We start from the raw sequence: 26923 nt of genomic DNA on the forward strand, positions 1-26923 counted from the left end.
GGAACTCATCGCGCTGTGACGGGGGTCACGGATGCGGTGGGGCGGTGGATCCCGCTGTGGCAGCGCGGCCTTCGCGCACCAGGAGCAGGCCGGTCACGGCGACGAACACCGCGGTCAGTCCGTGGATGCCGAAGGCAGCCGCGGTGGAGCCGTCCCAGCGCAGCACGGTCAGCATGTCGCCGATCGGGACCAGGGCGAGAACCAGCGTCATGATGCCCAGCGCGAACCGCTGTCGCGCGGCCAGCAGGGAAAGGATGAGCAGGCCGGAGACGGTGTCGCGCACGCCCTTCAGGTTCATGAAGGCTTCGGCCTCGCCGCTCGGCCTGGCGGGCAGCCCGAAATCGGGGGCGATGGACTGCGGAGCGAGCAGGTAGCTGATGCCGATGTAGAGGATGAAGGCCGCGCCGATGAGGGAGAAGACGGTGGCGATTCGGGAGAGGTTCATGAGACTGTGCTCCAAAATCTAGCGCTGCTAACTGATGAAGCAACGCTAACTCATGCACGGGTAGATTGTCTAGCGGTGCTAAAGTATCGGTGTGAACCCGATCCAGAACCGTAAGGAACGCGAACGCGCCGACCGCCACCAGCGCATCATCGACACGGCCCGCGAACTCGCCGAGCCCCAGGGCTGGGACGCGGTGACGGTCCGCCGCCTGGCCGATCGCATCGAGTACAGCCAGCCCGTGCTCTACAGCCACTTCGCGGGCAAGGATGCCATCGTCTCCGCGGTCGCCCTGGAAGGCGCCGCCGAACTGGCCGCCGTGACCAGGCAACTGCGGGAGGAGGCGGACAGCCCCGAAGCGGCGGTACGCGCCGTCTCCGAGGGGTACCTGGCGTTCGCCCGCGACAGCGCGGCGCTCTACGACGCCATGTTCATGCTCCGCACCGATCTGAAGTTCGGGCCGGAGGCGCCGCAGCAGTTGAAGGACGCCTTCTTCGAACTGCTGCAGACCTTCGCGCCCTTCGCACCGCCCCATGATGTGGAGACCTTCACCGAGGTAGCGTGGAGCGCCCTGCACGGCCTCGCCACCCTGGATCGAGGTGGCCGGTTGCGGCCGGACTTTCGTGCCCAGCGCCTGGATATTCTGCTCGCGGAGTGGACCGGCCGCGGCTGAGCCGAACTGCTCGGCGCGTGGTTCGTCACGGTCGGGCCGGTCGGCCGCCGATCCGGCCTAGGCTGTGATCATGGTTGATGCGGTCGTGGTCGGGTCGGGGCCCAACGGGCTTGCGGCGGCGGTGATCCTGGCGCGCGCCGGGCTCGAGGTCGAGGTCTACGAGGCCGCCGACGCCCTTGGCGGCGGCTGCCGCACCGCCGAGATCACGCTGCCCGGCTTCCGGCACGACCTGTGCGCGGGCGCGCACCCCATGGCGGTGGCGTCGCCGTTCTTCCGGGCCTTCGACCTCGGACTGCACGGGGGCGAACTGCTTGCGCCGCAGGTGTCCTACGCGCATCCCCTCGACGACGGGCACGCCGGGCTGGCCTGGCGCGATCTCGACCACACCGTGGACGGTCTTGGCCGCGACGGCGGGGCCTGGCGCGGATTGTTCGGACCACTGGCCCGCGAGTGGGAGAGCGTGGTCGGCCTCGGCATGTCCGACCTGCGCCACCCGCCCCTCGATATCGCCACCGGCGTGCGTTTCGCCCGTCGCCTGGTCGAGCAGTCGACTCCCTTGTGGAACCTGCGTTTTCGCGAGGACATCGCGCCCGCGCTACTGACCGGCGTCGCCGCGCACGCCATTCGCCCGCCGCGCGGCATCCCGGGCGCGGGCGTCGCCATGCTCCTCGGGACCCTCGCGCACGTGCGCGGCTGGCCCGTTCCGCGCGGCGGCAGCCAGGCCATCATCGATGCTCTCGCCACCGACCTGCGCCGCCACGGCGGCAAGATCATGACCGGCCACCGGGTCGACTCCATCGACGAATTCGACGATGTCCGAACGGTTCTGCTGGATCTGGCCCCCGCTGAATTCCAGCGCATCGCCGCCGATCGCCTGCCGTCCGGCTATGCCGGACAACTCGGCGCATTCCGTTACGGCGGCGCGGCCTGCAAGGTCGACTTCGCCCTGTCCGGCCCGGTGCCCTGGCGCGCACTCGGCTGCGACCGCGCGGGCACCCTGCACCTGGTCGGCACCCGCGCCGAAGCCGTGGCCGCCGAAAAGGCCGTGGCCGCAGGCAAACACGCCGAGCGCCCGTTCGTGCTGGCCATCCAGCCCGGCGTGGTGGACCCCACCCGCGCCCCCGCGGGCAAGCACACCTTCTATACCTACGCCCACGTCCCCAACGGCTCCACCCGGGACCTGACCGAAGCGATCACCGCCCAGGTCGAACGCTTCGCCCCCGGCTTCCGCGACCTCATCCTCGCCACCCACGTCCGCACCGCCGCCACCATGCCCGCCCACAACCCCAACTACATCGGCGGCGATATCTCCGCGGGCGCAATGACCTTCCGCCAGACGGTATTCCGCCCCGTCCCGCGCTGGAACCCTTACCGCACCCCGCTGCCGGGCGTCTACCTCTGCTCCTCCGCCACCTCCCCGGGCCCCGGCGTCCACGGCATGAACGGCCTCTACGCCGCCCGCCACGCCCTCCGCCACGAATTCGGCAACCGCACCGATCTGCTCGACCTGCTCCGCGCGATCTACTGACGCGCGTGACGCGTGCGCGGCCATGGGCACCGGGCCGCTTGTGCTGCGAGTGCATGCGATCGTCAGGCGAATCGCCGCCGCAGCGGGATGTCTCGTCCGACAAGGCGGCGGCCGCACGGAAGGCCGGGCGGTGTGCGGAACGGGAGGGGCGATCGGGCAGCGGAGGCAGGCGGTTGTGCCTAGGCTGGCGTCATGCATTCGGGCGAGTCCGTGCTGGTCGGGCGGGCCACTGAGCTCGCCGCGCTGCGGAAGGCATTGAGCGGGGCGATCGGTGGTCGGCCGCACATGGTGGTCTGCTCGGGCGAGGCGGGCATCGGCAAGACGCGGCTGCTGACCGAGTTGGCGCGGGATGCGGAGCGGCGGGGTGTGCCGGTGCTGTGGGCGCGCTCGCTGGAATTGTCCGATGCCCCGCCCTATTGGCTGTGGCGCCAGGTTCTCGGCGCGACCGCGGGTGACGGACCCGCCGACCGGGCGACACTGTTCGAGCGCATAGTCGACCGGCTGGCCGAGGCCACCGATGCCACCGGCGGGCTGCTGGTGGTCGACGATATCCAGTGGGCCGACGAACCGTCGCTGGTCGCGCTGCTGCATGTGGTGCGGTCGTTGCGCGGCAGGCGATTACTGCTCTGCGCCGCCGAACGGCAGCATGACGAAACACCCGGATGGCGAGCGGTGAAACCCCGGTTGATGTCCGAGGCGGTAGTCGAAAGTCTGACGGTGCCGAGCTTTTCGGTCGAGGAGACGAACAGTTATCTCGCGGTCGTCGCGGATCGGGAGGTCGACGCGCAGCTCGCGCGGACGGTGCGTGCGCTGACAGGCGGCAATCCCTTCTATATTCGCGAGCTCGGCCGATCGGTGTGGTCCGATCCTGATGCCGGAGTGCCCGCGCTGCCGCCGCGGCTGGTCGATGTCGTGCGTACCCGGGTGGACGGACTGCCGCCCGGGACGCGGGAATTGCTGTCGGCGGCCGCATTGCTCGGTGAGGAAGTCTCGCTCGCCGTTGCCGCCCGGCTGGTGGAGCGCCCGATGATGGAGTGCCTGCCCCTGGCCGACGAGGCGATTCGCGCGGCCTTGCTGACGCCGGGCCGCTCTGCGGACCGGGTGACCTTCAGCCACGGCATTGTGCGCGCCGCGCTCGCGTCGGCGCTGCCGATGCACAGGCGCGTGCTGCTGCACGACCGCGCCGTGGCGGCGATCGAGGAACTGTGCGCCGGTGAGCTGGACGCGCATCTGGCCGAATTGGCAAGGCACGCGGGCGAAGCCGCCATTGCCGGGGACCGGGACCGCGCGGCGCGCTGGGCGCGGCGGGCCGCTGATCACGCCGCGGCCAGGCTCGCCTACGAGGAGGCGGATCGCCTGTACGGGCAGGCGCTGGGCCACACGCCCGTGGCCGATGCCGCGGATCGGGTGCGATTACTGCTCGCCAAGGCCGCGGCGGCCGTGCGCTGCGGCAGGCTGGAGGCGGCGGGCACGGCGTGCGCGGAGGCCTTCGCCGCCGCCCGCCGACTCGGTGACGCGGAACTCCTTGCCGAGGCCGCCCTGGTGGTCGAGCCCATCGGTGAACGCGGCTGGGATCGGGAACTGCGCGACCGCTGCGACGACGCCCTGGCCCAGCTGACCGAAGCGCAGTCGGCGCTGTGCGCACGGGTGCTGGCCCGAAAGGCCGAAACCCTGCTCTATCTGGGCGAGTACGAGGATGTCCGGGAGATCTCGTCCGCCGCCCTGCGGCATGCCTTCTTTTCGGGCGACCGGGACGCCTTCGCCGCGGCCCTGGCCTCCCGCCAACTCGCGTGCAGCGGAACGGAGTACGTCACCGAACGGGAGACCCTCGCGACCCGCATGATCGGGGTGGGCCGCGATGCGCGGCGGCCCGCGGTGGAGATGCTCGGCTGGCTGTGGGCGGCCGACGTGCACTGGCAACGCGGCAGACTCGACGAGGCCGAGCGCGCCGTCGCCGCCCTGGCCTGGTGCGTCGACCGGGTGGGCGGGCCGATGGCGCGCTGGCATCTGCTCGTGGCGCAGGCCGCCTGCGCCCAGGCGCGCGGCGAATTCGGCACCGCATTACGCCTCAGCGGTGCGGGTTTCGCGCTGTTGTCCCCGCTGGAGCACCCCGCCGCCTTCGGCACCCACGCATCACTGCTCACCGCGGTCGGCCACCATCACGGCTACACCGAATCCCCCGAGCACCGATTACCGCCGTCCCGCCTCGGCGATATTCGCAACGAGTTGTTCGGCTGGATCGGCCCCGCCTTCATGCTGCTCGGTCTCGGTCGGACCGCGTAGGCGGAACAGCTGTACCGCCGCGCGGGCGCACCCGGGAACTGGACCGTCCCACCGTATTTCGTGCTCGACGCGCTCGCCCTCGGCACGCACCTCGCGGTCGCCCTGAACGCGGTGGACGATATCGAGTACTTCCGCGACCGGCTCTCCGCATGGCGCGGCCATCACGTCGTCAGTGGCGCGGGCACCTCGACCTATCTCGGACAGATCGAACTCCTGCTCGGCAAATGCGCTGCCGCCCTTGCGGATCGGGAAACAGCCGAAGCCGACCTCGCGGCCGCCGCCCGCATCTGCGCGGCCATCGGCGCTCCCGCCTTCGCCGTCGAAGCCGATGCCGAGCGCGCCCTGCTGGCCGCGCGCCACGGCGATGCCGCCGCCGCCCGCGCCCTCGCCGAGCGCATCCTCCCCACCGCGCGCGCCCTGGATATGCCGCCCTGGATCGAACGCCTCGAAGCCATTATGAAAAGCGAAGCCGCACACTCCCTTTCGCGCCGGGAACGGGAGGTCGCCACCCTGATAGCCGCCGGTCGCACCAACCGCGAGATCGCCAAATCCCTGTTCATCGCCGAACGCACCGCCCAGAATCACGTCCAGCACATCCTGTCCAAACTCGGCTACACCAACCGCAGCCAGATCGCAGCCTGGGCCGCCCGCGAAGCGGGGCACGAATGAACAGTGCGACCACCACCCCCGTCTTCGCCCAGATCATCACCACCCCGGAGGTCACGCCCGCTCGGTACGACGCGGTCAATGTGAGCATCGGCAGCGCGCCCATTGCCGGAAACCTGCTGAGCGCGGCGGGATTCGACGATGCCGCCATGACCACTCTCGACGTGTGGGACAGCCGCGCCGCCGCCCGTCGTTTCGTCGCCGACCGCCTCATCCCGGCCTTCGAGCGCACCGGAAACATTCCCGAGCCGTACAACAGCGCCGTCGAATTCGACGGCCGCATGACGGTATCGGCCGCGCCGCCCGCCCGGGTCCACCTCCGGATCTCGAGAATCCCCTGAATCACCGCCGCCGACTACGACCGGGTGGACGGTGCGGTCGGCACCGCTCCGGTCGACGGCCAGCTGGTCCACATCGCGGGCGTAGCGGCGGGCGCGCTCTACGTCGTCGAGCTGTGGGACGGCCGGGCGGCCGCCGACCGATTCCTGACCGAGCGTCTCTATCCGGCGTTCGAACGCTCCGGGGTGATACCGGATCCGGACATCATCCTGGTCGAGTTCGGCGCCCGGATGTCCCCGCTCATGAGTAGCGAATGAGTACGGGATGAGCACTTCGCTCGATTCGCCTTCCGATTGTTCTTCGTAGCGTCGCAAGCACGCCCCGTTCGTGGGCCCTTCCTCGTTGAACGGAGAGATCCCGATGAGCTATCCCCTTCCCGGAGAGGCGGCGCGGCACGCCGCACAGCAGGCAGCGGATGCCGCCCGCAGAGCGACCGACGCCGCCGCGGAGCAGCACCGGCTGTTCCTCAAATGGCACGCGGCGCGGCAGACCGTGCGGCCGGTGCGGCAACCCGTGCGGCCGGTGCAGCGGCCACCGGTGCGACCGGTGGCGCCGGTCTACCGGGTGACCCGCCCGAGCAGCGCGCCACCGCCCGCGCCCTACCGCCCGTCGCAGGTGACCGATGACTCCGATCACGCGGAAATGATCGCCGCCGTGATCATCGGCGTCCTCGTGGTCCTCGTCCTCTGCGCCCTCCTTTGATCGGCCGGGGTGTGCGGCGATGAGGCGAATTCTTGTGGCGGCGACGGCCATCGGGCTGGTCGCTGGCGGCGCGGGCACGGCTGTGGCAGCGGGACCCGAGGGGATCGTATCGGTCACCATGCGCGGTACGAGTGGCCGGTACGAGGTGTCCTGTAGCGATATCCACACCGAGTTCAAGGTCACGCCGAGTTCCGGGACGATCCAGTGGCACGCGACGGCCCATGACATCGACATCAGTTATGCCAGACAGGATCTGCGGCGGGCCGTGTTGCCGGATGTGACCATCTCGCCGTCCTCCGGTCTGCTCGGGCCCGGCGAGAGCACCGTGGTCCGGGTCGGCGGCTCCGTCGCGAAGCCCGCCAAGCAATTCTGGGTGTGGGTCGTCGCACCGAACAGTGCTGGGGAAGGCGGGGTGGCCATCGGATTCACCTGTACCGGTCGGTGACCGCGCGTCAGGCGTTGGCGCGGTACAGATCCGGTTCGATGTAGATGTCTCGGGCGGCGGGGACGGCGTGGCGGACACGGGCTTCCGCATCGTCGATGGCGGCGGCCACGTCCGCGATACCGAGGCCCGGGACTATCGCGACCTTGGCCGCCACCAAAAGGTCGTCGGGGGCCAGGTATTGGGTCTTGAGGTGGATGACGCGGTCGATTCGGGTTGCGTCGACCAGGTTTTCGCGGATGCGGCGGTCCTTGTCCGGGGTCGCGCCCTCACCGATGAGCAGGCTCTTCATCTCCACGATGAGGACGATGGCGATGATGCCGAGCAGCAGGCCGATGGACAGGGTGCCGATACCGTCCCAGATCGGGTTGCCGGTCCAGGCGGTCAGGCCGACGCCGAGGAAGGCCAGGATCAGGCCGATGAGCGCACCCGAATCCTCCAGCAGCACAACGGGAAGTTCGGGATTGCGGGTATTGCGGATGAACCGCCACCAGCTGGTGCGGCCCTTCAAGGGCGCGGAGGCGCTGCGGGCGGTGGCGAGACTGTAGGACTCCAGGGCCATGGCGATGAGCAGGATGGCGATGGCGATGCCCGCATCGGTGAGGTGCTCCGGATCGCGGATCTTGGTGATGCCCTCGTCGATGGCGTAGAGCGAGCCCATGGCGAAGATGACCAGGGCGACGACGAAGGAGTAGAAGTAGCGATTGCGGCCATAGCCGAAGGGATGCAACTGATCCGCGGGCTGTTCGGCGCGGCGGCGACCGATGAGCAACAGGCCCTGATTGGCGGTGTCGGCCAGCGAGTGCACGGCTTCGGCCAGCATGGAGGACGATCCGGTTATGGCCGCGCCGATAAATTTGGCCAGCGTGATCCCCGCATCCGCGGAGAACGCCGCCAGCACCGCCTTTCGGCTACCACCTGAGGACATGTGGTCCTACGGTACTGGCGGCGTCGCTTCGCATTCGATGGCACACGCCGGGCAACTAGCCCTGCGCGGGCTGCGCCCGGTACAGGTCCGGCTCCAGGTACATGACCCGGGCGGCCGGAACGGCCTCCCGCACTCGCGCTTCGGCGGCGTCGATGGCCGCCGCGATCTCGGCGATCTCCAGTCCGGGCACGATCGCGACCTTGGCCGCCACCAGCAGCTCCTCCGGCCCCAGATACTGGGTCTTGAGGTGGATGACGCGGTCGATGCGCTCACCGTCGACCAGCTTCTCCCGGATGACGCGATCCTCGCCCGGCGTCGCGCCCTCACCGATGAGCAGGCTGTGCATCTCGATGATCAGCACAATCGCGATAATGCCCAGCAGCACACCGATGCACAGCGTGCCGATACCGTCCCAGACCGCATTGCCGGTGATCATGGTCAGTCCCACGCCGAACAGCGCCAGGACGAGGCCCACCAGCGCGCCGGTGTCCTCCAGCAGCACCACCGGCAGCTCCGGGCTGCGGGAATTGCGGATGAAGCGCCACCAGCTCGCCTCACCCTTGAGGGGGCGCGATTCCTTCACCGCGGTCAGGAAGCTGAAGGTCTCCAGACCGATGGCAATGACCAGGATGACGATCGCGACGATCGGGGAGGTCAGATCCTCCGGATGCTGGATCTTGTGAATGCCCTCGTAGACCGCGTAGATCGAACCCAGGGTGAACAACACCAGCGCGACCACGAACGAGTAGAAATAACGGCTGCGGCCGTAGCCGAACTGATGCAGCTCATCGGCCTCCCGCTCGGCCCGCCGCTGCCCGAGCAGCAGCAGACCCTGATTGGCGGTGTCGGCCACCGAGTGCACCGCCTCGGCGAGCATCGAGGCCGAACCCGTGATGGCCGCGCCGATGAACTTCGCCGTCGCGATACCGGCATTCGCACCGAGCGCCGCCAGGATCGCCTTTTTCCCGCCACTCGCAGACACCGTATTTCCTCCATGTCCGATCGAACGCGCTCGACGGGCAAGCTTATCGGTACTTCGGGCCAGCCGATCGGTACTCGAGGTGGAGGCGCGGGCCCGGTCCCGGAACGACAGTGGGAGAAGTACATCGTCGAACCACAGGAGAATTCGTGAACGCCAATGACAACACCGCAATCCGTCCGCGCTGGCGCGAGGTGGCCACCCCGGCGCAGATCCACGTGTTCCGGGCCGTCTGGGCCCTCGGCGCGCTGATCCTCGCCCCGTCGCTGCTGCTGTTGATCGGCGGCCTCACCGCGAATTCGGCAGCGGGCGAATCCGGTCAGGTGCCCGGCGTCCTCGGGCTCATCGGGCTGGCCATCGGCGGCACCGTCGTCCTGGCCGGACTGCTCGTCCGATACAGCGTCATGAGCCTGGCCGGACTGCTCCTGCGGCGCGATATCGGACAGCCGGACGCGCCGCGCTGATCCCCGCGCAGGAAGGCCCGCCGACACGTCGCGGGCCTCCCGTGCCGCATCCGCGCACCGGGCCCGTGGTTCGATGGGCTCCGGGCGTCCACCCGCCGCACCAGGAGGTCAGGTGAATGTCATCCGCGCCGACCGGCGCACCGCGATCGCGGCGATCGCGGCCGCGCTGCTCGTGCTCGTCGCCGGTGGCGTCGAGGCGCTGATCAGCATCCACTACAACGTCTTTCCCAACCGCGGCGCGGTCATCCCCGTCGTCGTCGCCACCGCGGTCGCGGTCGGCTGCACGCGGCGCGCACCCGGCGCGGCCCTGGTGCTGATCTGGCTGATCGGCGCTTTTCAGATCGCCACGGGAACGCCGCCGCTGCTGGTCCAGATGGCATTGGCGGCAGTGGTTTTCGGAACCGCCCGCTGGGGCGGGACCGCGACCGCCGCCGCCGGTGTCGTATCCGTTCCGCTGATCGGCGTGCTGACGGTGGCATCGGACAGCGTCGGCGGCTACGGCGCGGTTCTCGTCACGGCCCTGTTCGGCATCTGCTGGCTGGCCGGGCTGGCGCTGCGTCGCTTCGCCGATCGGGCGGCCGATTCCCTGGCGTCCCAGCGCGCCGCCGAAGCGGAGGCCGCACGGGCGACCAGGGAAAGCATGCAGGCCAGGGAGATCGCACGATTGCGCGAGGAACAGGCCCAGCTCGCCCGAGACGTCCATGATGTGGTCGGCCACTCGCTCGCGGTCATCCTGGCGCAGGCCGAATCAGCCCGGTACCTGGCCGATACGGACACCGCCGCACTGCACCGCGCCATGGCCGATATCGCGAATCTGGCCCGCTCCTCCCTCCGGGACGTCCGTCGCGTGCTCACCTCGACGACACCGTCCGACGTCGGTCCGGGGGAACTGCGCATCCTGGTCGAGGGAGTGCGAGCCAGCGGCCATGACATCACCTTCGACGAGATCGGGACCGCCCGGCCGCTGGCCCCCGAGCGCGCCACCGTCGCCTATCGCGTCCTGCAGGAAATGCTCACCAATGCCATGCGGCACGGCATCCGAACCGCCCCGATCACTGTCACCGTGCGCTGGGCCGACGAACTGCGCATCGACACCGCCAACGAGTTCATCCCCGGGCAGGCGGGGGAGACCGCGCACTCCGGTCGCGGGCTCGACGGGATGCGCCGCCGCGTCGAATCGATCGGCGGCAGTCTGGATATCGGCCGCACCGAGTCAACCTGGACGGTCACCGCCCGGGTCCCTGTCCGTACCCTCGTTCCGTGACCGGCACCGACGAAATTCGTGATCTCCTGGTCGACGATCAGGAGCTCTTCCGCACCGGCGTCGCCGTCATCATCGACGCCCAGCCGGGCATGCGGGTCGTCGGCCAGGCGGCCGACGGTCTGGAGGCCCTGCGCCTGGTCGACGAACTCGATCCGGATGTCGTGCTCATGGATATCCGCATGCCGGATATGGATGGTGTGGAGGCCACCCGGCAGCTCTTCGCCCCGGACCGCATCGCCCGCCGCGCCGCGCCGCTGCGTGTCCTGGTCCTGACCACCTTCAATCTCGACGACCGGGCCGCGACCGCGATCCGCTACGGCGCCAGCGGATTCCTGCTCAAGGACACCAAACCCGGCATGCTCTGCGATGCCATCCGGACCGTGCACACCGGCAATGCCGTACTGGCCCCCGATGATCTCGCCACCCTGCTCGAGGGCCGATTCCGGGCGCGCACACCGGTTCCGGAGGCGTACTCCGACCTGACCGACAAGGAGCGCCAGGTGTTCGACGCCGTCGCCAAGGGCCACTCCAACCTCGAAATCGCGGCGCTCGTCTTCGCGAGCGAGTCCACGGTGAAAACCCATGTCGGCGCGATTCTGCGGAAGCTGAACCTGCGCGACCGAGTCCAGATCGTCGTGTTCGCCCATGAACACGGCCTGGTCTGAACCGGATCAGTCCTCGCCGACGGCGGCGCAGAAGAGCTGGGCCGGGCCATTGACGGCCTGGGCCCGGATATCGGCGTCGGTGGCGGAGATCCAGGCGGCGTGGCCGCATTCGACCAGGAGCTTGTCATCGCCCTGGAACAGGCGGAGGGTGCCCTGGGTGCACAGCACGATTCCCGGGCCCGCGGACAGGATCGGGACGGCGTCGGCGCCGGGGGCCAATTCGTAGCGGCGCAGCGCGAATTCGGGCGCGGGTGTGTCGTAGCGGAAGCCGCCGTCAGCGGGCTCGGGCTCCACGATCGGCAGGTCGAGCGGCTCGAAGTCCAGGACGCGCAACAGTTCCGGGACGTCCACGTGCTTCGGGGTGAGGCCGCCGCGCAGCACATTGTCGGAGTTGGCCATGATCTCCACGCCGACGCCGCGCAGATAGGCGTGCAGATTTCCGGCGTCCAGGAACAGGCCCTCACCGGGTTCGAGGGTGATGCGGTTGAGCAGCAGCGCGGCCAGCACGCCCGCATCGCCGGGATAGACCTCGGCGAGTTCGAGGGCGGTCTTGACCTCGGCGAGGAATTCCTTGGCCGCGTGGCCGGATCCGGTCTCCGGATCGGAGAGGTAGCGGACGCAGCCGTCGAGGACCTTGGGCAGCAGGGCCTTGATATTGGCCTGTGGCAGCGCGATCCAGGTCGTGAACAGGGTGCGCAGCCCGGCCGAATCGGGCTGGGCGGCGAGCAGTTCCGCGTACTGGTTCAGCTCCGGCACATCCAGGGCCCGGAGCAGGCGCACGGTCTGGCGCGGATCGCGGAATCCGGCGAGCGCCTCGAAGCGGTCCAGGGCGACGACGAGCTCCGGTTTGTGGTTCTCGTCGCGGTAGTTGCGCATGGGGGAGTCGATGGCCACGCCCGCGTGGTTCTCCCGCGCGAAACCGGCCCGAGCCTGTTCGATGCTGGGATGCGCCTGCAGCGAGAGCGGTTCCTCCGCGGCCAGGATCTTCAGCAGGAACGGCAGCCGACCGCCGAATTCGCCCGCGACGGCGCCGAGTTCGTGCTGCGGATCGGCGCTCACGACATCGAGCAGCGAGCGGCTGTGGCCATTGATCCGGACCTGGGCGGGATCGGCCGGATGCGCGCCGAACCAGAGCTCGGCCTCGGGATGGGCGGAGGGAACCGGTCGCCCGCACAACTGAGCGAGCGCGGTGCGCGAACCCCAGGCATAGGAACGCAGCGCACCAAGGAGTTCGTGCACTTTAGTAGTGCCCCCCGTCGTAACCTCCCCGACCGGTGGCCGGGCGGGATCCGAGTAGTCGTAGGTAGGCGGCCGCCATTTCCAGCCGCAGCGCGAGTACCGCGAGTTGTTCCTGTTCCCCGCCACGGCGGCGGGCGGGTGCGGCCTGCCCCTCCGCCCCGAGCTCGGCCGAGGCGGCGGGCGAATCGGCCGTCGCCGCATCCACACTCACCAGATCGGCGTCCACCAGCCCGGCATCGGCGCCGAACAGGGCCAGCCGTCGGCGCGCAGCCACCTGATCGGCATCGGCGCTGAGCACGAAGACCCGCACCTGCTGCACCGGCGCGGGACCGTCGAGTTGCTCATCGTGGAACAGCGGATCGAAGTCCGGAGCGGCCACCCCGGCCGCCTCCACCATGCGCGTGTGCGCTGCAACGGTTTCCGCGAGGGTGGCGGCGGTGGCGATCTGCCCGGCCGCGGCCAGCAGCACCTCGGCCCCGTGCGCGGCCAGTTCGGCCGCCGCCGGGGAATCCCCGGCCAGCACGATCCGCTTGCGCTGCTGCATGCGCGTGGCCAGCATCTTGGCGGGATTGTGGAAGGCCTCGTGCTGCGGCCCGTCGCGCAGCGCCTCCGCGTCGAGCAGGTCTGCGAGAGCATTCAATTCGGGCACCAGCGGCCCGGTGCGATGGGGATCGACGGTGGACACCACCGCCATCCCCACGGCCAGATACCGCAGCAGCCGATTGTGGTCGAGCACCCGCACCCGCGGCGGCAGCATGGTCGCGCGCCCGGCGGCCACGGCCCGCATCGGACCCTCGTCGGGCGCGGCGACCACCACTTCCGCACCCCGGCGCAGCGCGCGATCGACGGATTCGGCCAGGCGCGGATCGCCCGAGTCGTCGCCCGCCACCAGCACCACGTCGAGGGGGCCGACCCAGGGCGGCACCGAGGTGGCCGACAGCACGGGCATACTCGTCGAATCCCCGAGTGCGGCAATGAGCATGGCGGCCGCGCGGGCGGCCCGGCCGCTGCCGCAGACCAGCACCAGACTGCGCGGTCGTAGGTCGGCCAGGCGCGTCAGGGCGTCCTCGGCCAGCGCCGCGGCGGTAGCGCGGACCTGCGCGCCGCCCGAGGCGGCGGAGCGCAAAGTTCCCCCGGCGTCGGCCGCCTCCAGCGAGGCGACGTCATCGAGGTCGAGTACCGGTGTCCCAGCGATCATCGGGCGTTGCCACCTCCCCTCATCGGGTCACCACCGCTGGTGAATCCAAGCTCTGTGATTCCACTATTCCAGTCAGGCGCGGACGATGCTCAGGATCTCGGTCACGAGTGCGTCTACTTCCTCCTGCGATCGGGCTTCGACATTGAGCCGCAAGAGCGGTTCGGTATTGGAGGCGCGCAGGTTGAACCAGGCGCCGTCGGGCAGTTGCACGGTCACGCCGTCGAGGCGATCGACCGATTTCGCGCGCTTGCCGAATGCTTCGACCACCGCCATGGTCCGCTCCTTCGCGTCCGCCACTGTGGAGTTGATCTCTCCGGAGGCGGCATATGTTGCATACGCGGATGCCAGCTCGGACATGGGGCGGTTCTTCTCGCCCAGTGCGGCCAGCACGTGCAGGGCCGCGAGCATGCCGGAGTCGGCGCCCCAGAAGTCGCGGAAGTAGTAGTGCGCGGAGTGCTCACCGCCGAAGATGGCTCCGGTCGCGGCCATCTGCTGCTTGATGAAGGAGTGGCCGACGCGGGTGCGCACGGGGGTGCCGCCGAGTTCGGTCACCAACTCCGGCACGGCCTTCGAGGTGATCAGATTGTGGATGATGGTGGCGCCCGGCTCCTTGGTGAGCTCGCGCTCGGCGACCAGGGCGGTAATGGCCGACGGCGAGACCGGCTCGCCCTTCTCGTCCACCACGAAGCAGCGGTCGGCATCGCCGTCGAAGGCCAGGCCGATATCGGAGCCGGTCTCGCGGACGTAGCGCTGCAGGTCCACCAGGTTCTTCGGATCCAGCGGATTGGCTTCGTGATTGGGGAAATTGCCGTCCAGCTCGAAGTACAGCGGTTCGATGCTGAACTGCGGCAGCGTGCCCAGCACGGCCGGGACGGTGAAGCCGCCCATGCCGTTGCCCGCGTCCACCGCGATCTTGAGCGGGCGGGAGGAGCTCAGGTCCACCAGCTTGTGCAGGAAGGCCGCGTACCCGGCGAGCAGATCCTCCTCGGTGGCCGAACCGCGCGGTCCGTCGTAGGCGGGCACCCCGGCGATGACATCCTCGGTGATGGTGGCCAGCCCGGTGTCCTGACCGACTGGCAGCGCCTTGGCGCGGCACAGCTTGATGCCGTTGTACTGTGCCGGATTGTGCGAGGCGGTGAACATGGCGCCCGGGCACTCCAGATGGCCGGAGGCGAAGTACAGCTCATCGGTGGAGGCCAGGCCGATGTGCACCACATCGAGGCCCTGGGCGAGCACGCCCGCGGCGAAGGCTTCGCTCAGTTCGGGTGAGGAATCGCGCATATCGTGGCCGATGACGACCCGCGTCGCCCCCTCGCCGCGCATCAGGCGGGCAAAGGCGCCGCCGACATCCTGGACGAATTTCCCGTCGATCTGCTCTCCGACGACCCCGCGGACGTCGTATGCCTTGATGACTGCATGTACGGACTCGGCGGAACGGGCGTCGGTCATGTCGAACACACTAGTAGCTCCCGCCGGAGAGCTGTATTCGGAGGACCTGCGCATGTGCCGGAGTACGCCGCGAGCGAAATCAGCTCGGCGGATCCGGGAGCACCCGTAGGTGCCCGCGTCTGCCGGTGCGCCCGGGGCGGGTGGGCCGCGGCGGGGCCGGGTTGTAGTCGGAGTAGCCACGCTGATCGGGTTCCGGTGTGCGGCGGCGTAATCCGGCCTCGCGGACGGCCTCGGCGAGCGCGGTCAGATCATCGTCGTCCGGGGTGGAGGAGGAAAACCCGCCCTCGTGGCGGACCAACTCCCAACCCTTGGGCGCGGTGATCCGGGATGCGTGGGTTTCACACAGATCCCAGGAATGCGGCTCGGCGACCGTGACCAGCGGACCGACCACCGCCATCGAGTCGGAGTACACATAGGTCAGCGTCGCGACGGCCGGGTTCTTGCAGCCTGGACGGCAGCAACGACGCATGGGGATCACGTCATGCAGGGTAACCCCCCTCACGCCCCTTTAGGGGACGGACACGCTCAAAGCGACGGTCCTCACGGCTTCGGCGCGCCGGGGATCCGCCGGTCGAAGCGGGGTGAACGGTTGGTTTGGAATCGTGTCATTACCGAAGCGGAGGCGACTCCAACAGTGCCGCCGAATACCGCTAGATTCGTGGTATGACCCGTTCACGTCGCCGACGACCGCCCACCGCGCGGTCGGTCATCCGCCGCGGGCGGGGTGTGCGCGGGCCGATGCTGCCACCGACGGTTCCCGCCCGGCGCACCCGCGGCCAGCAGTTCGACCGACTGGTGCTGGAGGCCTTCGCGCCGCTGGAGAGCCGTTGGCACGACCAGCTCACCAAGCTCGATATCGCGGTCGACGACGTCCCGAAAATCCGCCCGCTGCACCCGGATTCGGTCACCTGGCCGGACGAGGTCGTCGCCGACGGTCTTGTGCCGCTCTCGCGCCTCATCCCGGCCGGGGTGGATCGCTACGGCCGCACGACACGAGCCCGCGTCGTGCTCTTCCGCAAACCACTGGAGTTGCGGGCGGGCGATCCCGACGATCTGGTGGACCTGCTGCGCGAAGTTCTCGTTCAGCAGATCGCGACATATCTCGGGGTCGACCCCGATGTGATCGACCCCGAGCCGGAGTAGCGCAGCCGGTCACCCGGCGAAAGCTGTTGGTGCCATCGGGTTTTGGGTGCGTCTACGAGGCGCGTGACACACCCGTCAGATAATGCCCCGCTTGAGCCTGCGGCGTTCCCGCTCCGACAAGCCGCCCCAGATGCCGAAGCGTTCGTCGTTGGCGAGCGCGTATTCGAGGCATTCGTCGCGGACCTCGCAGCCCATGCAGATCCGCTTGGCCTCGCGGGTGGAGCCGCCCTTCTCCGGGAAGAACGCCTCGGGATCGGTCTGGGCGCACAGCGCCCGTTCCTGCCACTGCTCGGCCTCGGTCATACGACCACCACGCGAAAAGCTGTCGAACACTTCGTCATTGCCCCCGGTGACGATCAGACTCAGGCGCGGGGGTTCGGGCTGGTACTGAGCGCGTGCCCATTGGCCGCCCCCCCTGCCGCATCGTCATCGGTTCACCCCCCTCGTTTCCGTTCCATTCGTCGGCGCAGAAGCCAGGTGCTGCGCCAGCTGTGGAATCGGATTGCGATACACCGCCCGGAATGCCTGACGGGGCCAGCTCATCGGCCATCGCTCCGCCTCCTCACTGTGTGTTAGCGCAGAATGATTTTTCCGCCGGAACCGATCCCACCGACGGCCCAACACCGCGGCGTAGTCCCGCGGCCATCCCCGAGCTGTTCGCCACTCCGATGATGCGAACGCGTGTTCGAAAAGCCGTCCGCGCCTTGAGCTCTCGCGCGGACCCGGAATGACATGCCTGTGATTAGACACGCCGGGCGCGGTGATGGTCAAGCTGCCGAAGCTATTCCGTTACCATCTCGGACCCCCTTCGACGGGGTTCCCGCAGATCAAACAGCAAATTGTCAGCAAATGGACTGTTGAGAGTTTGCACGCCCGCAACGCATAGGCTGTGCGGATGTGACTCGAGAACAAGCGGAGACCGCGCCCGGCACCGGACTGCGGATCGCGGTACTGGTCGGTGGAGTCGGCGGCGCGCGGTTCCTGCAGGGCGTGCGTGAACTGGCGCCCGGCGCGGACGTGACGGCCATCGTGAACGTGGGCGACGACGTCTGGATGCACGGCCTGCGCATCTGCCCTGACCTGGACACCTGCATGTACACGCTGGGCGGCGGCATCGATCCGGAACGCGGCTGGGGCCATGCGAACGAGACCTGGAACGCCAAGGAGGAGCTGGCGAAATACAAGGCTCAGCCCGATTGGTTCGGACTGGGAGATCGCGATATCGCCACCCATCTCGTGCGCAGCGAAATGTTGCGTCAGGGATACCCGCTCTCCGCGGTCACCGAGGCGCTCTGCAACCGCTGGCAACCCGGTGTGAAACTACTTCCGGCAACCGACGACAGATGTGAAACACATGTTGTTATCGGAGACCCGGAGAACCCTGGCGAACGCCGCGCGATCCATTTCCAGGAGTGGTGGGTCCGGTACCGGGCGAACGTCGAGACCCATGGATTCGTGACTATTGGGGCAGATGCTGCGAAACCGGCGCCAGGTGTGACGGAAATCATAGAATCCGCCGACGTGGTCCTGCTGGCCCCATCCAACCCCGTGGTGAGCATCGGCGCCATCCTTTCGGTGTCCGGAATCCGGGGCGCGCTGCGCACCTCCGCGGCCAAGGTGATCGGCCTGTCTCCGGTCATCGGCGGAAAGCCGTTGCGCGGCATGGCCGATGAATGCCTGTCCGTGATCGGGGTGGAGACCACCGCGGAGGCCGTCGGCAACTACTACGGCGCGCGCTCGGCTACCGGCATCCTGGACGGCTGGCTGGTGCACAGCACGGATACCGCCGAGGTGTCCGGCGTCGAGGTGCGCAGCGTCCCGTTGCTCATGAGCGATCCGGCCGCCACCGCCGAGATGGTTCGGGAAGCCCTCGCCATCGCGGGCGTGAAACCATAAGCGTGACAACACTTCATCGCGGGAGGGACGCGTGACCACGGAATCGAGCCCGCTGGGCGATCATGCCTCGGGCGGCGAACTTCGCATTCTGCCCATACTCGGCCTGCCCGAGTTCCGGCCCGGCGACGACCTCGCCGAACACATTGCGGCACAAGCGTCTTGGCTTCAGGACGGCGATGTGCTGGTGGTGACCAGCAAGATCGTCTCCAAGGTCGAGGGCCGCATCGTGCACGCGCCGTCGGATCCCGAGGAACGCGACGCCGCCCGCCGGGAACTCGTGGCCCAGGAGGCGGTGCGGGTACTGGCCCGCAAGAATCGCACCCTCATCACCGAGAACCGGCTCGGCATCGTGCAGGCCGCCTCCGGTGTGGACGGGTCCAATGTCGACAAGGGCGAACTGGTGCTGCTGCCGGTCGATCCGGACGCCAGCGCCAAGGCCCTGTGCTCCGCCCTGGCCGAACGGCTCGGGGTGCGGGTGGCCGTGGTCGTCACCGACACCATGGGCCGCGCCTGGCGCTCCGGGCAGATCGACGCCGCCATCGGGTCGTCCGGACTGCGGGTCCTGCACGACTACGAGGGCGCCATCGACGGGCAGGGCAATGAACTGCACGTCACCCTGGTCGCCATTGCCGACGAACTGGCCGCGGCCGCGGATCTGGTGAAGGGCAAGCTCGGCGGCGTCCCGATCGCGGTGGTGCGCGGGCTCGACTACGACGACGACGGCTCCACCGCCGCGGACATCCCGCGCCGGGGCGTGGACGACCTGTTCTGGCTCGGCACCGAGGAATCCATCGATCTGGGCCGCAATCAGGCGGTGCTCATGCGCCGCTCGGTCCGCCAATTCGCCGACACCCCGGTCGAACCCGAGATCATTCGCGCGGCGGTGGGCGCGGCGCTGACCGCGCCCGCCCCGCACCACACCCGCCCGGTGCGCTTCGTCTGGCTACGCAAGCGCGGGCTGCGCGATCAGCTGCTCGAAGCCATGGCGGAGAAGTGGCGCGAGGATCTGACCGGCGACGGGCGCACGCCGGAGAGCGTGGAACGGCGGGTCGCCCGCGGGCGCATCCTGGTCGACGCCCCCGAGGTGATCATCCCGTTCTGCGTTCCCGATGGCGCGCACGACTATCCGGACGAACGCCGCCGCGCGGCCGAGCACACCATGTTCACCGTGGCCGTCGGCGCGGCCGTGCAGGGTCTGCTCGTCTCGCTGGCGGTCAAGGGCGTGGGCAGCTGCTGGATCGGCTCCACCATCTTCGCGCCCGAGGTGACCCGCGACGTCCTCGGTCTGGAAGCGGATTGGACGCCCCTGGGCGCCATTGCCATCGGCTATCCGACCGAGGAGCTCACACCGCGCGAGATTCGCGAATCCGGCATCGGGCTGGTGGAGCTGTGAGCGCCGAATCGCTGCACAAATCCGCCACCGAACTGCTCGAGACCTGGTCTCCGGCAACGGGTCCGGAGCAGTCGCTGCGCGAGGCCATGCTCGCCTTCCTGGGCTCCGCGCCGCGCGGCTGCCTGCGCGAGCACGCCGCCGGTCACATCACCGCCTCCGCCATCGTGCTGTCCCACGACGAGCGCGAGGTGCTGCTTACCCTGCATCCCCGCGTGGGTCGCTGGATCCAATTGGGCGGACACTGCGAGGAATCCGACGATACGGTCGCCGCGGCGGCCTTCCGCGAGGCCACCGAGGAGTCGGGCATCGAGGGCCTGACCCTCGAACCCGGTCTCTACGGCGCGCAGGCCCACCCCATCGCCTGCTCGCTGGGCGTCCCCACCCGGCACCTGGATCTGCTGTTCAAGATCAAGGCGCCGAAAGGGGCCGTCCCCGTGCGCAGTTCGGAATCCGATGACCTGCGTTGGTGGCCGGTGGACGCGCTGCCCGCCAATGCCGAAGTCCTGGGGTTCTGAATCGGGGGTACAGTCGAAGCCGTACACGTTCTCAGGGCGGGGTGGAATTCCCCACCGGCGGTCATGTCGTCCGGACCATTCCGGCACGTACGAGCCCGCGAGCGCCGCGCTGTCCTCGGGCAGCGCGGGTCCAGCAGATTCCGGTGCGAGCCCGGAGCCGACGGTCACAGTCCGGATGAAAGAGAACGCGACACGGTGCAGTCCGGCGCCTTCGCGGCCGGGCCTGTTCGCGTCGCCATGCCCTGGGTGACATAGCGAACAGGAGAAATCTCATGTCACCCAATCGAATCGTCATTATCGCCGCCCGCTGGCACGCCGAGATCGTCGACGAAGCGGTGCGGGCCTGCCGCATCGCCCTCGCCGATCGCGGCTACCCGGACGTCGATGTGGTCGAGGTGCCCGGCGCCTTCGAAATCCCGCTGCGCGCCAAGCGCCTGGCCGCCAGCGGGGAGTACGCCGCCATCGCGGCCTGCGCACTCGTCGTCGACGGCGGCATCTACCGCCACGACTTCGTGGCCGCCACCGTGGTGGACGCCCTCATGCGGGTCCAGCTCGACACCGACGTACCGGTGTTCTCCGCGGTGCTCACCCCGCACCACTTCCACGAGCACGAGGAGCACCTGACGTACTTCGGCCGCCACTTCGCGGTCAAGGGCACGCAACTCGCGAACGCGATCGTGGAGACGCTGGGTCTGGACGTAACCGTCTGATCGAACATATGGAAGCCGCCGCCGCGCAAGGGGATGCGCGGCGGCGGTCAGTGTCCGCTGTATATGGGAAATCCTCCGGTCTTCACCGTGGGCAGTGGTGCTGGTAGGGGGATATCGTCTCCGTATTTGCCGTTCAGGATGCCCTGGTACTCACCCTCACGGGGTCGCGTGTAGAGGGTCCAGTTGCCGTTGCGCGGATCGACGTTCAGCAGAACTGTCACACCGGCCGCCGCATACCAGTTCGTCTTGTCCAGAATCGTTTTCGCGCGTTCGGATGTCGAGATCACCTCGATCGCGAGAGCGACGTCGGCGGGGTCGGCAAGCCACTCGTCGTCCGCTGCCCATTCCTTCGGCAGGACCGTCAGATCGGGTGTGGCGTAGTCGTCGGCGCTCCCTGGCATGAGAATCGAAGAGTTCTCGAATGCTCGCAATTCCGGTCGGATTGCCGGATCGATCTGGTCCTTCAGGTCGAGGATTGTTCCCGCATGTTTACCGCGCGGGGTTGGCGACATCACCAGTGTCCCTCCGATGATCTGCACCTTCATGCCGGTGCTTCGCTCGATAGCTTCGGCCGCTTCCCTCAGGTGGCCGGGGCGTACAGGGATATCTACGAGATGCACCGGCGTACTCCTTCGCTGTGTCGTGCGGCTGGATGGTTTCAGATTAGTTCTGATCGGAGGATGCCGCCGCTGCGCCGCCAATTCCGGGCATGCGAAACGCCCGGCAGCCCAGAGGCTGCCGGGCGTTTCATTCGACCGGGATCAGTAGCGGTAGTGCTCCGGCTTGAACGGGCCCTCGACGTCGACGCCGATGTACTCGGCCTGGTCCTTGGTGAGCTTGGTGAGCTCGCCGCCGAGCGCCTCGACGTGGATGCGGGCGACCTTCTCGTCCAAGTGCTTCGGCAGGCGGTAGACCTCGTTGTCGTACTCGTCGGGCTTGGTCCAGAGCTCGATCTGGGCGATGACCTGGTTGGAGAAGCTGTTCGACATGACGAACGAGGGGTGGCCGGTGGCATTGCCCAGGTTCAGCAGGCGGCCTTCGGACAGCACGATGATGGACTTGCCGGACTCCTTGAACGTCCACAGGTCGACCTGCGGCTTGATGTTCAGGCGGTCGGCGCCGGAGCGCTCCAGCGCGGCCATGTCGATCTCGTTGTCGAAGTGGCCGATATTGCCCAGGATGGCCTGCTCCTTCATCGCCTTCATGTGGTCGAGGGTGATGATGTCCTTGTTGCCGGTCGCGGTGACCACGATGTCGGCGTCGCCGATGGCGGATTCCACGGTGACCACGTCGAAGCCGTCCATGAGCGCCTGCAGCGCGTTGATCGGATCGATCTCGGTGACCTGGATGCGCGCGCCCTGGCCCTTGAGCGATTCCGCGCAGCCCTTGCCGACATCGCCGTAACCGCAGATCAGCACCTTCTTGCCGCCGATGAGCACATCGGTGCCGCGGTTGATGCCGTCCACCAGGGAGTGGCGGGTGCCGTACTTGTTGTCGAACTTGGACTTGGTGACCGAGTCGTTGACATTGATGGCCGGGAAGGTCAGCTCACCCGCGGCGGCGAACTGGTAGAGCCGCAGCACGCCGGTGGTGGTCTCCTCGGTGACGCCCTGCACCGATTCGGCGATCTTGCCCCACTTGCCCTTATCGGCTTCGAGGCTGGCGCGCAGCAGGTTCAGGAACACCTTGTACTCGGCCGAGTGGGTCTCGTCCTCGGGCGGCACGACCCCGGCCTTCTCGAACTGGGCGCCGCGCAGCACCAGCATGGTGGCGTCACCGCCGTCGTCGAGAATCATGTTCGCGGGCTCGCCCGGCCAGGTGAGCATCTGCTCGGCCGCCCACCAGTACTCCTCCAGGGTCTCGCCCTTCCACGCGAACACCGGCACGCCCTTGGGCTCATCGACGGTGCCGTGCGGGCCGACCACGATGGCCGCGGCGGCGTGATCCTGGGTGGAGAAGATATTGCAGGAGGCCCACCGGACCTCGGCGCCCAGCGAGACGAGAGTCTCGATGAGCACGGCGGTCTGCACGGTCATGTGCAGCGACCCGGAGACGCGCGCACCCTTGAGCGGCTGCACCTCCGCGTACTCGCGCCGCAGGGCCATGAGGCCGGGCATCTCGTGCTCGGCAAGGCGAATCTCCTTGCGGCCGAACTCGGCCAGTGACAGGTCCGCCACCTTGTAGTCGATCCCATTGCGGACATCAGGCGTCATATTGCTGGACACTGCGGTCGTCATCTGCCTCTCCTGGTCGGCTGCTTCCCTTGGAAAGGCTAGTCGGTGCGATCAGGCGGCCGCCATGTGCCGGGCCAGGATGCGTTCGCGCTTGCGGGGCTGGATGTTGGCCTGGCGGACATCGCCGCCGTAGTGGGCGAGCAGGCGGGGGTCCATGACGTAGCGCCACAGGGGGCGGGATGAGGGCGAGCACGATCATGGTGGCGTAACCGGCCGGGAGTTGCGGGGCCTCTTCCGACGTGCGCAGGGTTTGGTAGCGGCGGCCCGGATTGGCGTGGTGGTCGCTGTGGCGCTGCAGGTGGAACAGGAAGATATTGGTGACGAGGCGGTCGCTGTTCCAGCTGTCGCGGGGGGAGCAGCGGGCCCAGTTGCCATTGGGGCGGCGGCGGAGCAGGCCGTAATGCTCGACGTAGTTGACGGTTTCGAGGAGGGCGGCGCCGATGGCGGCCTGCAGCAGCAGGTACGGGAGGATGGCGGGGCCGTAGGCCAGCAGCAGGGAGCCGAACAGGACGGCGGTCATGCTCCACGCTTGCAGGATGTGGTTCTGATAACTCCACCAGCGCTTGCCCTTCCGGTGCAGGCGCTCGCCCTCCAGGGCGATGGCGGAGCGGAAGCCGCCGATCACGCTGCGGGGCAGGAACTCCCAGAGGGCCTCGCCCATGCGAGCGCTGGCCGGGTCCTCGGGGGTGGCGACGCGGGCGTGGTGGCCGCGATTGTGCTCGACGAAGAAGTGGCCGTAGGCCGATTGCGCCAGTGCGATTTTCGACAGCCAGCGCTCCAGGCTCTCGACGCGGTGCCCGAGCTCGTGGGCGGCATTGATGCCGATACCGCTGACGAAGCCGAGGGTGGCCGCCAGGCCGAGTTTGTCGACCACCGACAGGTCGTCCCCGGCCCACATCCAGGCCGCGATCCACAGCCCCACCATCTGGATGGGCAGGAACAGGTAGGTGTACCACCGGTAATACCGGTCGTTACTGAGGAGTTCGTAGTCCTCGTCCCGGGGGTTGCTGCCGTCCTCGCCGATGACCCAGTCCAGTACCGGAATGACGATGAGCACCAGGATCGGCCCGATCCACCAGAAGACCTCGGCGTCGGTCCGCAGGACCAGCTGCGAGGGCAATAGCGCAGCCCCCGGGGCGATGAGCCCCAACACCCACAGGTGGCGTTTCGGGTCCGGCGAACCCGACCGTTTGCCAACCATTTGCACGTTCGCCCCGCTAATTAGATACCTCAGAACCTCGAAGCTAGATATTTACAAACCCTAGGCCTCTTACGACACCGTTAGTCGTTCGAGGGTGGCAACCGTTACATCATCGGGACAGCCCCTCGAGGCAGCCGACCATGTGATCCGAGTCACGACACCTCACGGGCAAACGGCTGGTGAATCAAATCTCAGTGCATGAATCACACCTCAGTGCAACCACGTATAGCGAACCTGTGGCCGACCCGTCCGACCGTAGTCGGTCCGGCGATCCACCACGCCGTCTTCGGCCAGACGTTCCAGGTATCGTCACGCGGTAACCCGCGAAACGCCGACGACTCGCCCGACTTCCCCGGCCGACAGCCCGGCCGTCGCCGCGCGCACGGCCCGCGACACCTCCTCCATCGTCTGCGGCGCAATGCCTTTCGGCGTGCTGGCCCGCTGTTCGGGGGTGCGCAACGCGCCGAAGGCCCGGTCGATGTCCTGCTGCGATACCGCGGCCTCCCCCGCGGGCAGCGCCGCACGGTATTCGAGATAGCGCTCGAGCTTCTCCAGGAAGGCCGAAAACGTGAACGGTTTCAGCAAATACAGCACCACGCCGTGCGCCACGGCGGCGCGCACCATGGCCAGATCGCGGGCGGAGGTCACCGCGATGACATCGGGGCGGGGCCGCAATCCCGCCAGCGCCGCCGCGACCGCGAGACCGCTCATATCCGGTAAACCGATGTCCATCAACACCAGATCGACGGGTTCGCCGGATTCCTGTGACCGTTTCGCGGCCGCGATGGCCTCGCGTCCGGTGTGCACCACGGCGGTGACCCGGAAACCGCTGAGCCGGTTCAGATAGGAGCGATGCGCCTGGGCGATCAGCGGCTCGTCCTCCACGATCAGTACGCGGATCATCCCGGATCTGCTGCTCATCGCGGAAACCTCACCAGCACCGCCGATTCCGGCTCGCATTGTGCGCGCAGCTCCCCGCCGTGCCGCGCCACCAGCCGCCGCACCAGGGCCAGCCCCAGGCCGTGATGGTCGGTCTTGGTGGAGTAGCCGCGCTCGGTGGCCTGTTCGAAGACCTCCTCGGACATTCCCGGGCCGCTGTCGGCCACCTGCACGTACAGGTCCCGATCCTCCCGTCGCACAGTCACTTCCACCCACGCATCCTCGTCGTGGCCGACGGCCTCCAGGGCGTTGTCGATGAGATTGCCCAGCAGTGTCACCATTTCGTGCGCGGTCAGCGGATCGGTGGAATCCAGCAGGGTGTCGCCGGTGACGGTCAGTTCGACGCCGTACTCGGCGGCCTGCTCCACCTTGCCCAGCAGCAGCGCCACCACCGCGGGCTCGGCCACCGCGCCGGTGAGCCGGTCGATGAGGGCCTGGGAGAGTTCGAGTTCCGCGGTCGCGAAGTTCACCGCCTCCTTGGCGCGGCCCAGCTCCACCATGGTGACCACGGTGTGCAGCCGGTTGGCCGCCTCGTGGGCCTGGGCGCGCAGCGACTCCGCGAAACCGCGCACCGAATCCAATTCGCCGAGCACATCCCGCAATTCGGTGTGATCGCGCAGCGTGAGCACGGTGCCGATATGGCGGCCGTCGTGCTCCACCAGATCCTGATTCACCACCAGCACCCGATCGGAGGTCACGTGCATCTCGTCGCGCACCACCCCGGTTCCCTAGCGCTGCAGGGAAACCGGCAGATCGGCCCGCGTGACCGGGCCGTCGGGTAGTTCCAGCAGCAACCGGGCCTGGTCATTGACGACCTCGGCCCGCTCGCCCGTCTTGTCGAACACGATCAGTCCCTCGTGCACCGAGTGCAGGACGGCGTCGTGATGCTCGTACAGGGCGCGTAGTTCCTGCGGCCCCATACCGTGGGTCTGCCGTAGTAGCCTGCGGCGCAACAGGAACGAGGCCAGCGTGAGCAGCGCCAGCCCGGCGGCGGCGATGGTGAGAATACTGGGCAGCTGATCGCGCACCTGATCGCCGATGTGCGCACGGGTCACGCCCACCGATACCAGTGCGATGATCGCGCCCGTCTCGTCGCGAACCGGGGTGACCGCGCGAATGGACGGACCCAGTGTCCCGGTGAAGGTTTCGGTGAAGGTCTCCCCGGCCAGCGCGCGATCGATGGTGCCGCTGGACGGATATCCGATGCGCGCGGGATCGGTGTGCGTGTACCGCGTCCGGTCCGGCGCCATGACCACGATGAAATCGACCTCGGTGGACTTGCGGGTGCGCTCGGTCACCGGCTGCAACTGCCCGGTCGGATCCGGCCCCCGCACCGCCGCGATGGTGTACGGCGATTCGGCCACGGTCACCGCGATATCGGTGACCCGCACCCGGGTGGCGTCGTCCTGCGCCCGCCGCGCCTGCACCACCGCCAGCCCGGTGCCCGCGGCGATCACCACCGCCAGCCCGGTGCCCGCGGCGATCACCACCGCCAGCCCGGTGCCCGCGGCGATCACCACCGCCAGCACCACCAGCTGCACCACGAACACCTGTCCAGCCAGGGTGCGGCGGACCCGCGTTCTCCGACCTATCACTTCGCCTCCGTGCACGACCGCGACCGAACCCGTTCC

26 protein-coding genes, 3 pseudogenes and 1 riboswitch are annotated in these 26923 nt (G+C 68.5%); of the genes and pseudogenes, 16 read left to right on the forward strand and 13 right to left on the reverse strand.

The features are described from left to right. Positions 1-25: 25 nt before the first annotated feature. On the reverse strand, positions 26-445 hold the full coding sequence (locus NC4_RS08740) for a DUF4267 domain-containing protein (RefSeq protein WP_067534799.1): 420 nt from the start codon (positions 443-445) through the stop codon (positions 26-28). Positions 446-536: 91 nt separating this feature from the next. Between NC4_RS08740 and NC4_RS08745 the strand changes: the two genes are divergently transcribed. From NC4_RS08745 to NC4_RS08780, 8 genes are all read left to right on the forward strand, one after another. Next, the gene (locus NC4_RS08745) at positions 537-1115 is read left to right on the forward strand and encodes a TetR/AcrR family transcriptional regulator (protein ID WP_067534802.1); all 579 of its coding nucleotides are present in this window, start codon (positions 537-539) and stop codon (positions 1113-1115) included. Between the two features lie 70 nt (positions 1116-1185). Continuing rightward, on the forward strand, positions 1186-2643 hold the full coding sequence (locus tag NC4_RS08750; RefSeq protein WP_067535999.1) for a phytoene desaturase family protein: 1458 nt from the start codon (positions 1186-1188) through the stop codon (positions 2641-2643). 192 nt (positions 2644-2835) lie between these two features. Further along, a complete protein-coding gene (locus NC4_RS08755) occupies positions 2836-4926 on the forward strand; it encodes an ATP-binding protein (RefSeq protein ID WP_067534805.1) in 2091 nt (696 codons plus the stop codon). A gap of 60 nt (positions 4927-4986) precedes the next feature. Further along, positions 4987-5595, forward strand: a complete 609-nt coding sequence (locus NC4_RS42310) for a helix-turn-helix transcriptional regulator (RefSeq protein ID WP_067534808.1) — start codon at positions 4987-4989, stop codon at positions 5593-5595. Further along, complete coding sequence (locus tag NC4_RS08765) at positions 5592-5933, forward strand: hypothetical protein (RefSeq protein WP_067534811.1); 342 nt, start codon at positions 5592-5594, stop codon at positions 5931-5933. The genes NC4_RS42310 and NC4_RS08765 overlap by 4 nt, the downstream gene beginning before the upstream one ends. Before the next feature lie 24 nt (positions 5934-5957). Next, complete coding sequence (locus NC4_RS08770; RefSeq protein WP_067534814.1) at positions 5958-6188, forward strand: hypothetical protein; 231 nt, start codon at positions 5958-5960, stop codon at positions 6186-6188. 103 nt (positions 6189-6291) lie between these two features. After that, positions 6292-6633: a hypothetical protein gene (locus tag NC4_RS08775; RefSeq protein WP_067534817.1), complete on the forward strand. Its 342-nt coding sequence runs from the start codon at positions 6292-6294 to the stop codon at positions 6631-6633. Between the two features lie 19 nt (positions 6634-6652). Continuing rightward, a complete protein-coding gene (locus NC4_RS08780; RefSeq protein ID WP_157554396.1) occupies positions 6653-7078 on the forward strand; it encodes a hypothetical protein in 426 nt (141 codons plus the stop codon). Positions 7079-7085: 7 nt separating this feature from the next. On the opposite strand, the gene NC4_RS08785 is transcribed toward NC4_RS08780, so the two are convergent. Both NC4_RS08785 and NC4_RS08790 read right to left on the reverse strand, forming a co-directional pair. Further along, positions 7086-8003, reverse strand: a complete 918-nt coding sequence (locus tag NC4_RS08785; RefSeq protein ID WP_067534823.1) for a cation diffusion facilitator family transporter — start codon at positions 8001-8003, stop codon at positions 7086-7088. A 55-nt stretch (positions 8004-8058) separates the two neighbouring features. Next, on the reverse strand, positions 8059-8985 hold the full coding sequence (locus NC4_RS08790; protein ID WP_067534826.1) for a cation diffusion facilitator family transporter: 927 nt from the start codon (positions 8983-8985) through the stop codon (positions 8059-8061). 146 nt (positions 8986-9131) lie between these two features. Here NC4_RS08790 and NC4_RS08795 point away from each other — a divergent pair, with 146 nt between their 5' ends. The 3 genes from NC4_RS08795 to NC4_RS08805 all read left to right on the forward strand — a co-directional run bounded on the left by NC4_RS08795 (position 9132) and on the right by NC4_RS08805 (position 11375). Next, a complete protein-coding gene (locus tag NC4_RS08795) occupies positions 9132-9446 on the forward strand; it encodes a hypothetical protein (protein WP_067534828.1) in 315 nt (104 codons plus the stop codon). A 112-nt stretch (positions 9447-9558) separates the two neighbouring features. After that, entirely contained in the window at positions 9559-10710 is a 1152-nt protein-coding gene (locus NC4_RS08800) for a sensor histidine kinase (protein WP_067534831.1), read from the forward strand. Then, positions 10707-11375, forward strand: a complete 669-nt coding sequence (locus tag NC4_RS08805) for a response regulator (RefSeq protein ID WP_067534833.1) — start codon at positions 10707-10709, stop codon at positions 11373-11375. Before NC4_RS08800 ends, NC4_RS08805 begins: the two co-directional genes overlap by 4 nt. Before the next feature lie 6 nt (positions 11376-11381). Here NC4_RS08805 and manA read toward each other — a convergent pair whose 3' ends face one another. The 4 genes from manA to NC4_RS08825 all read right to left on the reverse strand — a co-directional run bounded on the left by manA (position 11382) and on the right by NC4_RS08825 (position 15730). Further along, the gene (gene manA / locus NC4_RS08810; RefSeq protein WP_067534835.1) at positions 11382-12614 is read right to left on the reverse strand and encodes a mannose-6-phosphate isomerase, class I; all 1233 of its coding nucleotides are present in this window, start codon (positions 12612-12614) and stop codon (positions 11382-11384) included. A 1-nt stretch (position 12615) separates the two neighbouring features. Further along, a complete protein-coding gene (locus NC4_RS08815; RefSeq protein ID WP_067534838.1) occupies positions 12616-13812 on the reverse strand; it encodes an amino acid adenylation domain-containing protein in 1197 nt (398 codons plus the stop codon). 72 nt (positions 13813-13884) lie between these two features. Then, complete coding sequence (locus NC4_RS08820; protein WP_067536001.1) at positions 13885-15261, reverse strand: phosphomannomutase/phosphoglucomutase; 1377 nt, start codon at positions 15259-15261, stop codon at positions 13885-13887. A gap of 79 nt (positions 15262-15340) precedes the next feature. Beyond that, a complete protein-coding gene (locus NC4_RS08825) occupies positions 15341-15730 on the reverse strand; it encodes a DUF3499 domain-containing protein (protein WP_067534841.1) in 390 nt (129 codons plus the stop codon). A gap of 194 nt (positions 15731-15924) precedes the next feature. Here NC4_RS08825 and NC4_RS08830 point away from each other — a divergent pair, with 194 nt between their 5' ends. Beyond that, positions 15925-16404, forward strand: coding sequence for a metallopeptidase family protein (locus NC4_RS08830; protein ID WP_169814749.1), 480 nt, complete (start codon positions 15925-15927; stop codon positions 16402-16404). Positions 16405-16479: 75 nt separating this feature from the next. On the opposite strand, the gene NC4_RS08835 is transcribed toward NC4_RS08830, so the two are convergent. Continuing rightward, on the reverse strand, positions 16480-16707 hold the full coding sequence (locus tag NC4_RS08835) for a WhiB family transcriptional regulator (RefSeq protein ID WP_040861059.1): 228 nt from the start codon (positions 16705-16707) through the stop codon (positions 16480-16482). Positions 16708-17340: 633 nt separating this feature from the next. On the opposite strand from NC4_RS08835, the gene cofD reads away from it, so the two are divergent. The 4 genes from cofD to NC4_RS08855 all read left to right on the forward strand — a co-directional run bounded on the left by cofD (position 17341) and on the right by NC4_RS08855 (position 20918). Further along, complete coding sequence (gene cofD / locus NC4_RS08840; protein ID WP_067536003.1) at positions 17341-18300, forward strand: 2-phospho-L-lactate transferase; 960 nt, start codon at positions 17341-17343, stop codon at positions 18298-18300. A gap of 31 nt (positions 18301-18331) precedes the next feature. Then, on the forward strand, positions 18332-19693 hold the full coding sequence (locus NC4_RS08845) for a coenzyme F420-0:L-glutamate ligase (RefSeq protein WP_067534849.1): 1362 nt from the start codon (positions 18332-18334) through the stop codon (positions 19691-19693). Next, on the forward strand, positions 19690-20208 hold the full coding sequence (locus NC4_RS08850) for an NUDIX hydrolase (protein WP_067534852.1): 519 nt from the start codon (positions 19690-19692) through the stop codon (positions 20206-20208). Before NC4_RS08845 ends, NC4_RS08850 begins: the two co-directional genes overlap by 4 nt. Positions 20209-20231: 23 nt before the next feature. Next, a riboswitch (FMN riboswitch) is annotated at positions 20232-20399 on the forward strand. A gap of 81 nt (positions 20400-20480) precedes the next feature. After that, the gene (locus tag NC4_RS08855; RefSeq protein ID WP_067534854.1) at positions 20481-20918 is read left to right on the forward strand and encodes a 6,7-dimethyl-8-ribityllumazine synthase; all 438 of its coding nucleotides are present in this window, start codon (positions 20481-20483) and stop codon (positions 20916-20918) included. Between the two features lie 47 nt (positions 20919-20965). On the opposite strand, the gene NC4_RS08860 is transcribed toward NC4_RS08855, so the two are convergent. The 5 genes and pseudogenes from NC4_RS08860 to NC4_RS08880 form a co-directional block, all read right to left on the reverse strand. Further along, complete coding sequence (locus NC4_RS08860) at positions 20966-21538, reverse strand: Uma2 family endonuclease (protein WP_218020962.1); 573 nt, start codon at positions 21536-21538, stop codon at positions 20966-20968. Between the two features lie 141 nt (positions 21539-21679). After that, positions 21680-23155, reverse strand: a complete 1476-nt coding sequence (ahcY, locus tag NC4_RS08865; RefSeq protein ID WP_067534860.1) for an adenosylhomocysteinase — start codon at positions 23153-23155, stop codon at positions 21680-21682. A 48-nt stretch (positions 23156-23203) separates the two neighbouring features. Further along, positions 23204-24353 (reverse strand): annotated as a pseudogene (locus NC4_RS08870) (alkane 1-monooxygenase). 210 nt (positions 24354-24563) lie between these two features. Continuing rightward, positions 24564-25256: pseudogene (locus NC4_RS08875) on the reverse strand (response regulator). Positions 25257-25270: 14 nt separating this feature from the next. Then, positions 25271-26887, reverse strand: a pseudogene (locus tag NC4_RS08880) (sensor histidine kinase). Between the last annotated feature and the right edge of the window lie 36 nt (positions 26888-26923).

The organism is Nocardia crassostreae, from assembly GCF_001613405.1.
In the GTDB taxonomy this organism is placed as follows: domain Bacteria; phylum Actinomycetota; class Actinomycetes; order Mycobacteriales; family Mycobacteriaceae; genus Nocardia; species Nocardia crassostreae.